Below are 15,385 nucleotides of genomic sequence, written 5' to 3'. Positions count from 1 at the left end.
AACCGCGTGGAAAATACAGAGGATTTACTCAACAGGTTCCACGCCAGAAATCTCAAACCGTGCACCGCCGTCAGTGCCATCGGTGACGCGGATCTCCCACCCATGGGCTTCCACGATCTCCTTCACGATTGCCAGACCAAACCCGGTTCCATCTTCTGCCGTGGAATATCCCGGTTCTAATACTTTTTCGTGGTCCGCTTCCGGAATTCCTGGGCCAGTGTCTTCCACATAGAATCCCCTCTTCTCCGGTAACGTGCCGACTTTGATCGCAACGTCGGAACCCCCGTGCTCGATGGCATTTCGAAAGAGGTTCTCAAATAATTCCCTGAGACGATCACGATCGGCCTCTATGCTCATAACCAAATCTTCCTGAACCGTTAACGTAGCCTCCGCTGAAGCGATCATCTGCCAACAATCGTGGACCACATTGGCAAGTTCCACCGTCTCGGTTTCCCCGATATTCATCCCGGATTTCGCTAACTCCAGCAAGTCTTCGATGAGTTCAAACATCCGATCATGAGCCCTCGCCACTTTGTCTAAGGACTCAGACTCACCAGTCTCCCGGGCTAATTCCAGATAGCCTTCAGCAACGTTCAGCGGGTTGCGGAGATCATGCGAGACGATGCTGGCAAACTGTTCGAGGCGCTCATTTTGTCGCTCCAACCGACGGCGGTACTGCTCCTGTTCGCTCACGTCAGTTAACGTAAGCACCCGACCCGTGACGACTTCACCGGTCGAAATCGATGTCGTGGAGACGTGATAATATCGGGGCGAACCTTCGTGATTGATGCGTATCGGATTCGGATCCCCATCAGTGGCCGCCTCCGCGGCCATCGGGAGGACGGCGTCTAAGGACTGCCCGATTCCCTCGTCAAGTTCTGGAAACATGGTTGTTGCCGCCAGGTTGGTGTCTCGAATCGTCCAATCTCGATCGAGGAAGATCGTCGGGGTGTCAGTACCACCGGCGAATTGAATGGCTTCAAACCGCTCGAAATACACAAACAGCGTCCCAACGGAGAACATCGCCACCCCGAAGGGCTCATACCAGATTGGGAGCAGGGACGATCCCAGTACACCATAAATATTGAAGGCTATCGGAAGGGCGGTGATGCCAACGAGTGCAACCAACGGGCGTGCGCTTGTTCCGGCGTGGTAGAATCGTTCCAACAATATGAAGAAGGAGATACCGATGACGACGTAGGAAATGGCAAGGATGATCCAGTGAAGGATCCCTTGGTGAAGAGCAAGATGGGGGAAGGGCTCAGTGACCCACGTAGTCGTGAAATACAGCTGATGTATGGGGTTCGTGACTTTCACTAAAACGATACCCAGGAAGCCACCGATGATGAGGTGGGGATACGGCGCTTGGCGAGGTGATCGCCCGGTATAGGCCGCACTGAAGTACAACCATGCACCGACACACGCGAGGGCGGCGATCAACCCGAAGATGTAGGACGCGACCTTAACCTCGGGAGTCGGTAGCAGAAAGTACCCCAAATATCCGATGGCCCAGAGGCTGCAGGTGAGCAATATCGCAACGAATCCTTCGCGCGTCTCGTCGTGCTTTATCGACCGCGCTCGGGGAATACTACCGAGACAGAGCAGGGCCGCGACTGTGAACACCGACAGATGTGCGAGATAGAGATAACTCACAAATCGGTCCCGCTATGAGAGTGACAATAGCATATTATATAAACCAACCGACGAATATTATCTCCAATTACGTATCTGATTCGCTGTATGCGCTTTGTATCTTGCAGCACATAAGGAACCTTCCGTTGTAATGGTAGAAAAGTCCGTGACCAACCCGCAGAATTCAGTGACCGGCTGTTTCATACGAGAGGCTCTGTTGAAACCTTCAGAAAGTGATATATTCCGGGCCGATCACGGTTAATACAGGTGGACACGTATTGGAGTCGGATCTCTCTTTTCCCCCGTGTTGTTATAGGTATCCTGCTGAAACTAGGGAATACGGTACTACTCGCCACTGGTTCGTTGGTCCACGTACTCGCGTGTTTCTCCTTGCAACACGTATGCCACCTGCTGGAGATCGTCGATCGAGCCTGCACCGGTGACGAACATTGCTGTCTGTAGCTCGGCGATCAGGTCCTCAATTCGTTCGACGACAGCGTCCGACCCGTCTGTGGCTGGTTTCAGAAACAGCTTCGCCAACCCACCGGCGTGGGCACCCAGGGGAATCGCTTCTGCCACGTCCAATCCCGTTCGTACACCACCACTCGCAATTACGCAGTCGTTTGATGTGCTAACGAGAGCGACGTTCTCGTTAACGCTACTTGCTCCCGCTGGTCGCTGCGTTGCTTCTTGAGGAAGAGGACTCCGCCTTGACAAGGTTGAAACTAAAATATGACTCGAAGCCCACTGGATTAACTATCCGGTTGATGAAAATACATAGTGGAGTCCATATTGGGCCGCGGGTCAGCGTCACGGCAGTACTCCAACAGGGATGACCGATAACACAGATCCACCGAATGACGGAATCGACGACAGTGCAAGTGACGGTTTCGAAAGTGGCCACGAAGAGCGAGAAGCCCACTATCCCGACGTCGGATACAATCTCGTCGAGATCGATCTGATGCGACCGCTGGGGGAAGCACTCACGCTCCACAGCCACCAGTTGAAACTCTCCCACATCACAATCCCACCAGCAACCGAATTCGAAGATTATGTCGTGTACGACCAGTACGGTCACAGCTACGACAACGACGACCTTCAGAATTCTCCGGAAGACGTAGACACGCCCGACACCGACGAGTTGATTGATACCATCCAAACAGACGAGGAGAAACCGAAGCGATTGGCCCTGTACAGGCTCGCACAACTCACAAAAACGGATTCCACTGCTGGTCTCACAGCTGTGCCCACACTAACGGGTGAATTACAGGCATCAGATTCGGCTGTACAGGCTGAAGCACTCACGATACTCTCGTATATCGCTCAAGAGCACCCCGAAGAGGTAGTCCCTGCTAGTAACGAAGTTATTACATTTCTCACTCCGAACGTTGACCCCGAAGTTCTTGATGACGCAATGTCGATCATTGCGGCGATTGCTGAGTCGAATTCGGGTGCTGTCGTTGACGCGGTACCAAAACTTGCGGCGCACCTCCAAGATGGCACGCCCGCTGACGCAACAGCGATCACGGCGATTCAACGCATCGCAGAAGCATATCCAGACGCTGTCGTTCCGATCACCCCACAGCTCACCGCGTACCTCGGCGAGAGTGATGAATCACACCGGATCGGTGCGCTCGCCATCCTCGGAACACTCTCGAAGGACTACCCCAACGTCGCTGAAGACACGATCCCAACGGCAATCGAATTACTTGACGCGGATCACTACAAACTTCGCGCGAATGCAGCCGGTCTGTTAGCAGACTTGGCTGACGCATACCCTGATCAGGTCAAGCCGGTGGTCCCACGGGCAATCGAGCTGTTGGACGACGCTGATGAGAAGGCACGGTACAACGCGACATCGATCCTTGCACGAATCGCTAAAGCAGATCCGGATGCCGTCAAACCCGCAATCGAACCGTTGATCGACGCATTAGACGAGGACTTCGCGTACGCCCGATCTAATGCCTGCTGGGCACTCGGCTACCTCGCAGCCGAAGACGCACTGGACCGGTTACGAGACATCGAAGAAACTGATCCAAACGAGGAGGTACGACACGCTGCGTCGGTCGCAATCGACGAACTTGAGGACCGGTAGCGAACCGGTCACGAGGACCTGTTAGAGGCCACCGATGCTGACGAGTATTCCGAGCAAGACGAGTACGACGATAACGACTGTGCCGACGGTGAGCGGCGTGTTTTCCATCGCTTTCTCGTAGAATGGCATGGCTTCGTACTGTTCGCGGAACGTGTCTCGGTTCGCCTCGTCGTAGAAGTACTTCGTTTTGAACGCGAAGCGCTTGGTCACCGCGCACCCGGTACAGACCGGTGTGTCCTCTAATCGCTCGGTTTTGATGTGCGAGTCACAGTTGATACTTCCGCAGTTCGCACAGTACGTGTAGGTGCTGTCGGTGCCTGTTGTGTCGCAGTGGACGCACTGGTGGATTCCGTCTTCGCTCGTTACGCGTGATGGTCCTGCCGCGAAATACTCGTACGGATACGAGTACTCCTGTAGGTCCGTCGTGTGCCGAACCTGCGGGAGGTACACCGGTTCGATTGACTGCACCGAAATGTCGGATCGATTCGGTTCACACGTTTTCGTGTACGTGACGTTGTTGTCACCGGTATAGGAGACGGTCGTCGTGTGATGGTCTTTGAGACGGTCAACGGCCCAGTCTTTGTATTCGGTCTGGGTTTGCCCGAACCGCCGATCTTCAACTGTATCGAACGAACTCTCGAACTGGTCTGCGTCGAGATCAACAGTCGCGTGGAGGTTCTCCAACACGAGGGTCGAAACATCATCTGACGCAGCTTGGGGGCGTCCGCGTTCGGCGTGGACGACGAACCGGGACCGTTCGTTGATCCGGTGGATCACGCCAACCGACGTTTCAAAGATCGCGTTCGTATCCGCTGTCACGGCGACAACTGGTCGGAACGTGACGGTGGAATACGGCGCGGGAAGCTTCGATGCCTGGATGTTTTCGATGTCTTGGAATGCTTCTTTGACGGGTGCGGTCACTGACGTCGCTGGGTCATACGGCCGGAGCGTTTCGTCGCACAGGATCTCGATCCGACCGTTGTAGAGATCAAGCCCAATTTCGTCAGCGATCTCACGGAGATCTGCACCGTCAACGAGCTCGATTGGGTACGGGTCATCGTTCCGTTGGAGCCGCTGAGCATACTCGATAGCCGGATTAGTGAATCGACCAGTCGTGACCACCATCCCACGTTTCGGCCCATCGAACTCGAAGGTCGCAATCGCCGAGTGAAGCTTCTGCACCACCGGTCGCCCGACAGTCCCCGTATGCTTACACTCGACAACGATGGCCCGGCGAGTTCCGTCGACGACTTCTTCCATGAGGATGTCGCGCCCCTCGTCAGCCGTCCGTTCAGCCTGCCGAACGTTCTCGTAGCCATGATTCCGGAAGACGTCCTCGATAACGTCCTCGAACTCGAACCCAGAGAGATTATCCAAGACTGGCATCGAGTATACTCAACCTGTTTTTCCCGTCGTATATACGTTCCCTCAACGCTGACGAGCACCACCCTTCAGGACGGTGTGAGAAGATCATCCATCTCTGCGGGGTTCCATAACGACCAGTGTTCGTCGAGTTGATCTTCGAGTCCGTCGACGAACCCGCCTTTTGAGAACAGTGTGAAGCACTCTTCCGGCTCATTTGGCCCCCATCTGATGTTCTCTGCTGTTGCCTGCAGGTCATTGACGAGCGCCGTCCCGACTGGAGCCGATGTCCACTGGCACTCGGCGAACAGGATCCGGTCGTCGCTTGGTGCGAGACCGACAATATCGATCTCGTCTTCCCCGTACCACCAGCGGCCGACCTCCGAGTACGGCTCAAACTCACCGCGTCGAATCCCTTCCCACACGGCTTCCTGACACACGTCCTCGAACGCGGTGACAACGTACATCGGGAGATCAGGGGCGATCGTTCCGTCGTAGACGATGTCCGGAGCTTCTTCGATACTGGAGCGGTTCGGCTCAACGTACCGGAACCAGAACCGTAGGAACTCGTCAGTGACACGGTACCGCGACCGCTTGGACTTCTTCCCCGACGTTACAGGGACTTCCCGATCGATCAGTCGAAGCTGCCGCAACGTCTGCAAATACTTCGATAGCGGACCGGCATCGATTCCCGTCGCTCCTGAGATCCCGTTCGGCGTCGTGTGCCCCAGCGCAACCGCTTCGAGAATACTCATATACCGGGCGGGATTCCGGAGCTCCGTTCAAAGCAAGAACTCCGGCTCGTTGTGCAGTACTGCTGACGGCGATAGCACCTGTGACCGGACATTCGCTGCGAGCGATCGCCCGTAATCGAACAGCGTGAGATACATCGGCGTCCCACCAGTAACCGCGTACGATCGAACCGCGTCTACCATCTCGTAGTCGATGACCTCACGGGCCTGCTGAAATGAGAACGGCTGCACGTCGAGTTGCCCCGTTCGACGCCCGTACAACGGGCTTTCGTGGCCGAGTGCCTCCGATTCTATCGTACTCACGCTTGACCCACAGAGAACCAGCATCGAATCGGTTTCCTGGAGTTGTTCGTCGACGAAGCCCTGTACGTAGGATGAAACCGAGTCGTTCTCCGCGACGAGGTACGGGAACTCGTCGATGACGACCACAACCGTTTCGGACTGGAGTTTCTCCCCGGGGTAGTCGAAGGCCTCGTCCCACCCGTCGATCCGTGGAGTGCGCTCGTCGAAGAACGCTGTAACCTGGTTGATGAACTTCTCGCGCTGCCGGTGCTCGGCTTCCTGCGCCACGAGAAAATAAATATGTGGCCGATCGGTACAGAACTCCTTCAGCAACTCCGTCTTGCCGACACGCCGACGCCCGTAGACGACGAACACGTCTGAACCGGGCGACTCAAACGCAGACGAAAGCGCATCAAGCTCCTCCACCCGGTTATAGAATGTAATACTTTGAATAATAATTACTACGATAATGACTTATGCATTTTGGCGCGGTTCTTCAATTATGTTCCCGCGACGGCTGGCTCCGAACCGTCCCCATCACCGACGGTCGCCTCAACACGATCGGGCTCGTGATGTGCGACGGCTGCGATGACTTGGTAGACCTGATCACAGACACGCGCTGCCCAACCTGCGGAGAACCACAACCCGCCGTCCAGACCTGTGGACAAGTCACCGTCATCCGCGGAAGTGGTCACCGATGAGTAGCCCACTTCATCAACGACTTCCACTCAACCCTCTCCGAATTACTCAACCGCCCCGACATCCTTCCAAACCGTAATTTATGCGGCCTTACACAAGAACCCCGAATTCGACCCGGGTTGTACTTGCTCTCCGCTGTCGACTCTCCTCCAGCAGCTTGTTGAAGCGCTGCTATGCAGCTACTCTCCCTAGTGAAACAGTCGTTAGATAGGAATGCGAATTTAGCAGCATATTTTAACACGAAATGTGGAAGTTTGGTACCACCGGTACCAATAAGTGAGAGGCGAATCCATATCGTGATATGGCCGAGGAAGTCAGACCACGCATCTCCCCCGGATACAAGCAGGAAGTGGAGAACATCCACTACCTCGTCAACAATGAACAGCCAGACTCCTTCGACGAAGCGCTCGCTACGACCTGCTCGTTCGCTTACGAGGCGATAGAAGCCGGACTCGGAGAGGGCAACCAGCAGATTATCCCTGACGACTGGAAGTCTAGTCGGCTAACTGATGCCCACATCCAGATTATTGATGAAGAGCTGCCTGGCAGTTGGAAAGATTCGAAGCTTGTTGCTGAACGGATCCAATCCGTTGTCTGGCATTACCTCAAGGCCTCACTTAACAACACCGGCCCGACGCATCTTGCAGACTATCAGATTGCGGGCGATAAAAACAGTACTCGCGTGCTCGTGAAAAACGCAATGGAAGCTACCCGCCTTAGAGTCAATGCGGACCTCTCTCTATCCGCAATCCGCTCTGTTTGCCACCAGCGGGTGTACGGCGATATCGAAGGTAGATATGCAGATGCGTTTCGAGACGACCTTGAAAATATCGAACGTAGAGTCCAAGAGCAAGGCCTCGGAGTCCCGACAGGAAATGAATGACTGCATTTGACCTCAAAGAGGCCTTAGAAGCCTCTGACTCGCATTCCGTTCCGCACGGTTCCAGCAGTCAAGCTGCAGCTCCCGGTTCATCCTCGACTGACCGGCGCGCTGTCTCCACCACACAGCGCGAACAGATACTACAACGAGACAACCACGAATGTCAGAACTGTAAGCGCTCCTCCGGAAGCAATGATATCGATCTCGAAGTTCATCACATCGTACCAAAGGCGATGAATGGCACAGATCACAGCTCGAACCTAGTCACTCTGTGTCATCAATGTCACAAAGCTGCTCACGGATGGTCTGGGTAAATCGAATAAGCTCCGGGGTGGATACTAACACACGGTTTCTCCGGGATACCACTGTATGAAGGTCGGGCTCATCTCCGATGTTCATGCGAATTACCCCGCGCTTAAGGCAGTCTTAGCCGATATGCCCTCTGTTGATCGAATCGTGTGTGCCGGTGATGTAGTCGGGTACAATCCGATGCCCAGCGAGTGCGTCACGCGAATCCAGGGTATCGTGTCAACTACTGTACAGGGCAACCACGACAGAACCGTCGAGACGCCCGACGAGTACCGGCTCAACAACACGGCGTATGCCGGCCTCAAATACGCCCAGCAAGCACTCTCAGATACACAACGCCAGTGGCTCCAAAACCTTCCCGAGACAACGACGATTGCTGACGGCGAGTACCTGCTCGTCCACTCCCATCCCGAGAACCGAGACGAGTACGTCTTCCCACGCGGATTCCCGGAGCTACGTCCGTATCTCGACGACTACTCCGGTATTGTGCTTGGCCACACGCACATCCAGCATTCCGCAACCATCGACGACCGACTCATCGTCAACCCCGGAAGTGTCGGTCAGCCACGCGACGGCGACCCGCGCGCCGCCTACGCCATCCTCGACACAGACACGAATCAAGCCGTGCTCCGCCGTGTCTCCTACAACATCGACGAAGTGTATCACGAAATCGTCGTCGAAGACCTCCCCACGGAGACCGGCGAGCGACTGTTTGATGGCGAGTAGTTACGCCTTGTGTATCCCGTGGAACTCCCGGACGTCCTTGCAATCAAACTCGTCAAGTCGCGTGATGTAGCCACCGAACTTGTACCGCCGCCAGCACTCCTTGTCGATCTCTTATCGGACCGAGCACTCAATGCTACCCATTTGTTTGAGACGGATTTCTAAAGGGACTATTTCAGAAGTGGTTATTCAAATATGCGCTCAATGTACATTTCACCGCCCGCGACTGCATCGGCAGGGATCGTTGCAGAACCATTTGTTCGGCCCTCCGAGCCAAGACCACCTAATGCAGCACCTGGAGGGTTCTCTTCGTTCAGGATTATCTCATCCACGATTCGCGTCTCACGCAGCCAGTCATCGGATCCAATTCCGGGGGTCGCAAATAACCGAATTACGTACTGGTACCCGGCAGAGACAAACGCCTGTGCTTGTCGGAGTTGGTTCGTCGAAAAGCGGAAACTAACAGAATCAGACTCCGATGACAGGCCTGCAGCCTTCACTTCAACTGGGACGATATCAGTTGTCGGAGCAGCGTCTTGATCTTGTGTTGCAGTGGGGCCAAACGGGTCGATGAAATCGAATCCGAGCCCATACTCTTGAGTCGCGTTGAGGATCTGTACGAACGGATCCTCCCACAGGTTACTGTCTCCACCCGTGAACCGATCCAGGGACTGGTACTCCTCCGCTGCAAACTTATGCTTGAAATACCGCTTCAGAGACCCATTCCAGCGATTCTTGGTGTGCCACTTGTACCCCGCGCTGTCTTGATCAGCTTCAAGCCCCGCAAGCTCGGTCAGCAACCAATCGAAGTCGTTTCTCTCTTCATCCAACCATCGACCGAGGCGCTGCAGAATATGGATGACTGCAGCTGCTTCAGCACGTTCTCCGCGTTCGCCGTAGATCCGAGGTGAGTCCCCGTCACCATTCTCGTTACCGGATCCACCACCGAACGTCGCTACTGTCGTGCGGCCTCGACCAGGGACCATCCCGTTGCTGAGGTCAAGATCATCATCAAGTTGTGATTGCACCTCTCGAAACGCGTTTTGCTGGCGTGTTCGAGAGTCTACCTGTGAGGCCGGAACCTCCCCGTTGAGAATGAATTCCCTAAGAGCAACTGCGACATATTCTTTCCGACCCCCTGGAGCGTGCTCGCTCACAGTCTCAATGAGCGGTGTGAGTACTCGGCCCACGAAGGTTTCCTGCGGTGCGACGTCGAACCACCGATCAGAAGGCGAAAAATCAGTACCCGATAGATTCGCCGTCGCTGTTGGTGTATCTTCCCAGGCGATCGGATCATCCGTCTCGATGGACGGAAGTACGTCTTCAAGCGCTGCAATCGATGCCAAGTCGGCGTCTTCCCGTTCGTCACGAAGGATGCAGAACTGCTCAACTCTGGCACACCAGCGAGCGTGGTGGGACGGAACCCACTGCTCCGTGATGAGTCGTGAATTCGCAGCAACCCACTGGATGAACGAAGACACGTCACCATCGTGTGCTGCCAGTGTATGCGACCACTCGACCCACTGCTCGTGAGCGGTGTTTTGCTCTGCGATAACGGTCTCGAACAGTGGAGTAGCATTGTCGCTTCCAAGTTCCGATGGTAATCGGGTTCCGGCCTCAGACAAGAGGTCAATCGTCTCTGCCACCTGCGGAGACGGCGGTTCAGGCGTCTCCTCAGCGTCAGTCCCACGCAGGAACTGACTGCGAACCCATTGGATCGTGCCGGAATCTGTATCGGCTAAATTCGACCGGATCCGGTCCACGTTGTTTGGGGCGTCCCCGCCGAGCGCCTCGATTAACTCATACAGCGCTTCGACGTCACGGAGAAGTTCCCGATGGTCTTGTACGCCGAGCGCAGTCCGAACCAGGTCGAGGTCGTGACCGCGTTGCTCCCACTCCCGTTCTAATTTCTCGGGACTCGGCAACGATGCCCTCAGTGCAGGCTGGATCTCCTCGTATCGACCCGGCATCTCAAAGAGGAACGCGATCCCCGCGGCAGTCGCTTCAACGATCTTCTGCGGGTCACTGTCCTGTATCTCGTCGTCGTTCAAGACGATCCCCAGCGGTGCGTCATCGTCATCCGAGACTCGATACAGCCGAGACCGGGTGTCGAAGAAGTCGTCCGTTTGTTCCTCGTGCAGCCGCGCACGAGCGAGATGGTCGATCGCAGTCTGGAACGTGTCTCTCGATTCACGGATCGTATCGGGATTTGATCGATTCAGCGTTGCCAGAATCCATTCCGTCCGCCGCTCTAATTCCTGTTTCGCTGGCTGCAACCCGTCCTCGGCCAATTTGTCCAACTCATCTGCCTGTAGAATCGGCTGCTCAACGTCCAGCGATGAGATGCCTAACGCGTCTGCTAACGGCGTGAGACCACCGCGGGTCGGCGGTTTTAACAGATACAGATCCGAGTTCCTGGCTTCCTGTTTCTCCCATTGTCGTAGTGACCGCTGCGTATGGTATTTGAACTTCAGTTCAGCCTCTCCTTCATCCTGTATCTGGTCAATCGGAACAGCATACCACTCTTTGTTCCGGAACCGGAGCGGAAGATGCGTCAGTAATTCAGACTCCAAGACACTCGGCACGTGTTCCACAGGATCAGCTAACGACTGCAGAATCGGATTCAGCAACTCAGTGTACACGTACATCCACGCCGATTCCACACCGTCAGTCCGCATTCGAACAGGGTGCACATCGTCGAGCGAGTCCTCTGTAGCCAGCACTGCTTGGAGCTTCTGGAGCCTGTCTGCCGCTTGAATCGCAGTTAGCTCATCGATCGGTTCGACACCGAGACACGAGAGCAGGTCGTCGGATATCTGCTGATCTGATTCCGAGTCACTCGGAACTGTCGGGAGAAGCTGTGTGACTTCACCGCGACCACCGTCTTGGACAGCCCACCGTAACCGCACCGCGTCTTCTCCCCACGCCTCGTCTACCCACCCTGAGAACTGATCATCAAATACCGGGTCCCAACACGCTGTGTTTCGAAGCTGCCAGTTGAAGACCGTCGGCACTGTTTCGGACCACGGCCGCTGAATGTGGTTGTTCCCACCGTCACAATACCACCCGGTTTCCAGCACAGTTTCCCGTAACGTGTCCTCGTGTTGCTCTAACCACTGAATGAGCCCAGCGGGATCAGCAGTCATCCGCTGCAGATCCGTGCTCCACACCCACGAACTAATACGCGCCCCGTACCCTCGATCGGCAGTATACGGCCGGCCGTGACACTGGCTACTCGTGTGTTTCCCGGTCTGGACCGAGTGATTCCCGAACCCAGTGACGAACGAAAGGTACGCTGGAGAATTGATGTCCTGGCCGTCCTCACTAAGCTCTCGCTGTAACGCTACCACATCCGACCGGTACGAGTCTGCTTGAGGGAGTTCCCATTCGCGGGGATCCCACGACGTTTTCGTCACACCATCGTTCGGCCGTTGCAATCCAGGCCCGTGATGACACAGAGCGCTCACGTTCGGTGTGACGCCAACACCGAAGAGGGACAGTGTCCTCGCAAGCTCCCAGGCTGCAGTCACCGGGTCCGTAGTCTCCATCTGAGCGTACACTGGTTCCCAAACCGGATCGAACGGTCCAGGGAGTGTCGTCTCCCCAACTTCAAGCGGGGCACCTGACGGCTCTGAAACGATCGTTGACCCAGGACCATCTTCGCTCCGGGTAAGCACTGAATCAAGACTCAAGGACGGATTCTGTAGCACATCGGTCTCAGGGCCGTCCAGTTCCTGTTTCAGTAACGGCCACCACTGCGGACCGAACTCACAGGTTCCTAACGGCACGTCAGATCGCTCCGTCTCTGACGGCGATACCCAAGTGAGTGACGTATGTCGAAGCCGGAACCGCGTCCGCAACCGATCATATTCCCCGTTTTTCAAGACGGTCTCTAACAAATCGTGCGCGACGTATCCAGCGGGAAGCGTGTTCAGGTCTGCAGCGGTGAACTCATCGACACGCTCTGCGAGAAACCGAAGCGCAGTCGGAGATACTCGATTATTCTGTTCACGCTCGAAACTTGCGACGAGCGATCGGAAATACTCCTGCCGGTCGGTCTGGTACTTTCGGATCCCCCAGGACTCCCCTGCCTCATCGAGTAATGCATTAATACGGTCATCGGTCTCAGCGAGTTCAGCGAGGAAGAACACAGTGAACTGCCCGTCCTCCGGCGGAGCTATGACGTCTGTCGCGTCATTCGGGACGTTCCATAGAATCGTTCGAGAGAGCGGCTGCCGCCGATCCCCTTCCGACCGAACCTGTTGATTCTCGATCTGCAGCAATACCCTCTTCTGAGACTTCGCCTTGACGCCCTCCAGCTCGTCCCCAGGTTCTGACTGCTTCAGTTGACACGGTAAGAGATACACACCGTCCAACGCACGCCGATCAGCCCCAAGTAAATCACTGATCTCTGAACTCGACACCGGCTCGAAATACCGAGCTGTCGCCCGAAGTATCGCGTCAGCCGGATCAGCCGCACACTGTACCCCTGACTCACCGTCACTGCCACGGTCACTCCGCGCGAGCGCCACAGAAACCAACTCGACCCACCGATCTCGTAACCCCGCCGTCACAGCCGCCTCGTTCTCGTCAGTCACACGAAGCAAACTCTCAATGCGACTCACCAGTCGATCGTCCGACGCGCCCCGAAGTTGTGACAGCCCCCAGATTCGATCCGCGGCTGGCACTGCAACTGACACGCGGCCGTCTCCAGGACTCCCGAACGCCCGATTGCCCGGTTTCAATGCCGGCGCTCCCGCTACCGGCAACTGATCACTCAACAGGTACACCGCACGCACCCCATCCCACCCATCGCTCGACCAGTCTAACAACAACGAATCCGAATCCGTAGCCCCAGCCTCGCCCGTGTCAGATTGAATCTGCGCCGGAGCCGCAGAATCCCCACCCGCAATCGGAATACACTCCGCCTCCCACAACCTATCCAACAGTTGCTGTCGAAGATACCCGAGCAACTCATCAGCCTCGGTCGGTCGCGCGTCCGGTTCCCACTCGTCTTCCTGTGTCTGGTCCGGCAGCAACACCCACGGATACAGACTCAACCAATCATACTCCGACTCGGAGACCTCCGCCGTCTGCTCGGCAACGCGCCCGACAAGCTCCGTTGCCTCCTCGAACACACGGCGATTATAATCCACGTAGCGCTGGGACACGTCCTTGATATTCTGCCGATTCGGCGTCACTGAAACCTCGCCGTGCAACGAAAACGACAACCCAGGATCCCGCTGACTAATTGGGTAATACAGGTACAACGGGTAATCCTTCAACGAATGCGGCTCTCCGTCCCCAAACCGGTCCCTCTCCATAACGGGCCAATCGTCACTCGGACGCGGAACCAGAATCCGCGTCCCGTGATCCCGCTCGCCAGCCGGTAACCGGAACCCGTCGAACATATGGGCAGTCTCCTCTTCCTCTATCCCATCCCGATCAACCTGAGTGACTCGCCATTTGGTATGCTGCACAGAATCGCTGCTCAGCATACCGGGTTCCGGCTCTATATCCCACGAAATGTGCTCGTCAATCTCGTTGTCCGAGACGCGGACTGCGTTCACCTCGTCGATCGTGTCGAAATGAACCAGCGTCTCCGGATCAAGTGACCCGGACCGCGTCCCGTCCACATACCACCAGACACGTTCCGGAGACGTAGTGGCAATCCCGGACTCCTCAACAGCATCATCCGGTAACTCACTCACCGCGTCTACGCCGTAGAGTTCCGTCACGATTTCCCGCCAATTCTCGTCCGCAAACTCGACGAACACCGCAGTCGAAAACTCCCCACCGTACTCCGCTACGGTGTCATTCGGAGCCGCACCCCGGTCATTCCCGTGGACTAAATAGTCGGCAAGACCGGCGAGTTCACTTCGCCGTGCCGACAGCGACAACGGGATCGGATACGCGAACAAAAACAGCTGCATTAATGCACGCCGGTTATCCGCACTCAAATCGGACGGGGACTTCCCATCTTGGTTCCGACTCAAATCAAAATCAACCGGGAACGCATCAGTGTTGAATTCCTCACCCAGCCCGTCCACGCCGTGATCGTACCCGATCGTATTCAAAATCGCAGCCAGCAGATACGCCTTCGAAAACCGGACGCGAAGCGCCTGCTGCTCACCCGACGCGTCAGGCGTCTCCGTCCACACTTCGAACGACTCCCCTTTCCCGAGGATCGACTTGAGACCAATCCCCATCTTCCCAATCTCATCAGGCGTGTCCTTTGATGTCTTCCCGATACCGGTCGCCGCCTCTTCGACCGACCGGTTATGGAAATTAAAGCTCCGCCCATTGTTCGCAATGAGCAGCCCCTCATCGGTCACGGCGATAAACACCTGCCCGTCATCCGCGTACTGTGCTTCGTCCCGAGCATTCTGCAGCAATTCCAGAATCTCCCGATTCGGATGATCCTCCGCAATCGTCCGCTCCGATTGTCCTAACGACGTATCCTTCCGAAATGCACTCCGCAGATTCGGCTGCCCATCAAGCAGTTCAAGCGAATCATCACGAAGATCTGCTACCAAATCCTCCCAATACCCCGCCCAATGACTCCGCAGACCCTCGTTTGTCCTCGGATTTTTCCCCAACGAATCGAACGTCTTGCTCATTCTTTATGACGTAACAGTCATACCTCATTAG

General features: G+C 55.9%; 7 protein-coding genes and 2 pseudogenes. 4 read left to right on the top strand and 5 right to left on the bottom strand.

What is annotated here, in order from left to right; all coding sequences use genetic code 11:
- Nucleotides 1–24: 24 nt before the first annotated feature.
- Together AXA68_RS08440 and AXA68_RS17460 are read right to left on the bottom strand one after the other, a co-directional pair.
- The gene (locus AXA68_RS08440; protein ID WP_066415315.1) at nucleotides 25–1,653 is read right to left on the bottom strand and encodes a sensor histidine kinase; all 1,629 of its coding nucleotides are present in this window, start codon (nucleotides 1,651–1,653) and stop codon (nucleotides 25–27) included.
- A gap of 324 nt (nucleotides 1,654–1,977) precedes the next feature.
- Nucleotides 1,978–2,265: pseudogene (locus AXA68_RS17460) on the bottom strand (alpha-hydroxy-acid oxidizing protein); the annotation flags it as partial.
- Nucleotides 2,266–2,464: 199 nt separating this feature from the next.
- Between AXA68_RS17460 and AXA68_RS08430 the strand changes: the two are divergent.
- Nucleotides 2,465–3,727, top strand: coding sequence for a HEAT repeat domain-containing protein (locus AXA68_RS08430; protein WP_066415309.1), 1,263 nt, complete (start codon nucleotides 2,465–2,467; stop codon nucleotides 3,725–3,727).
- A gap of 21 nt (nucleotides 3,728–3,748) precedes the next feature.
- Here the strand turns inward: AXA68_RS08430 and AXA68_RS08425 are convergent, their stop codons facing one another.
- Together AXA68_RS08425 and AXA68_RS17590 are read right to left on the bottom strand one after the other, a co-directional pair.
- A complete protein-coding gene (locus AXA68_RS08425) occupies nucleotides 3,749–5,113 on the bottom strand; it encodes a restriction endonuclease (RefSeq protein ID WP_066415306.1) in 1,365 nt (454 codons plus the stop codon).
- Between the two features lie 65 nt (nucleotides 5,114–5,178).
- Nucleotides 5,179–6,567, bottom strand: a pseudogene (locus AXA68_RS17590) (ATP-binding protein).
- 556 nt (nucleotides 6,568–7,123) lie between these two features.
- Here AXA68_RS17590 and AXA68_RS16715 point away from each other — a divergent pair.
- Genes AXA68_RS16715 through AXA68_RS08415 form a run of 3 tightly spaced genes read left to right on the top strand, consistent with a single transcriptional unit; the run spans nucleotide 7,124 to nucleotide 8,737 of the window.
- Complete coding sequence (locus AXA68_RS16715; RefSeq protein WP_157884805.1) at nucleotides 7,124–7,705, top strand: hypothetical protein; 582 nt, start codon at nucleotides 7,124–7,126, stop codon at nucleotides 7,703–7,705.
- Nucleotides 7,702–8,016: an HNH endonuclease gene (locus AXA68_RS17585; protein WP_080505198.1), complete on the top strand. Its 315-nt coding sequence runs from the start codon at nucleotides 7,702–7,704 to the stop codon at nucleotides 8,014–8,016. Before AXA68_RS16715 ends, AXA68_RS17585 begins: the two co-directional genes overlap by 4 nt.
- Before the next feature lie 55 nt (nucleotides 8,017–8,071).
- Nucleotides 8,072–8,737 (top strand): metallophosphoesterase family protein, encoded by a 666-nt coding sequence (locus AXA68_RS08415; protein WP_066415304.1) that lies wholly within the window; start codon nucleotides 8,072–8,074, stop codon nucleotides 8,735–8,737.
- Nucleotides 8,738–8,919: 182 nt separating this feature from the next.
- On the opposite strand, the gene AXA68_RS08410 is transcribed toward AXA68_RS08415, so the two are convergent.
- Nucleotides 8,920–15,354, bottom strand: a complete 6,435-nt coding sequence (locus tag AXA68_RS08410; protein ID WP_066415301.1) for a sacsin N-terminal ATP-binding-like domain-containing protein — start codon at nucleotides 15,352–15,354, stop codon at nucleotides 8,920–8,922.
- Between the last annotated feature and the right edge of the window lie 31 nt (nucleotides 15,355–15,385).

Source organism: Halorubrum aethiopicum (assembly GCF_001542905.1).
Taxonomy (GTDB): domain Archaea; phylum Halobacteriota; class Halobacteria; order Halobacteriales; family Haloferacaceae; genus Halorubrum; species Halorubrum aethiopicum.
This window is presented reverse-complemented; position numbering and strand designations above follow the sequence as displayed.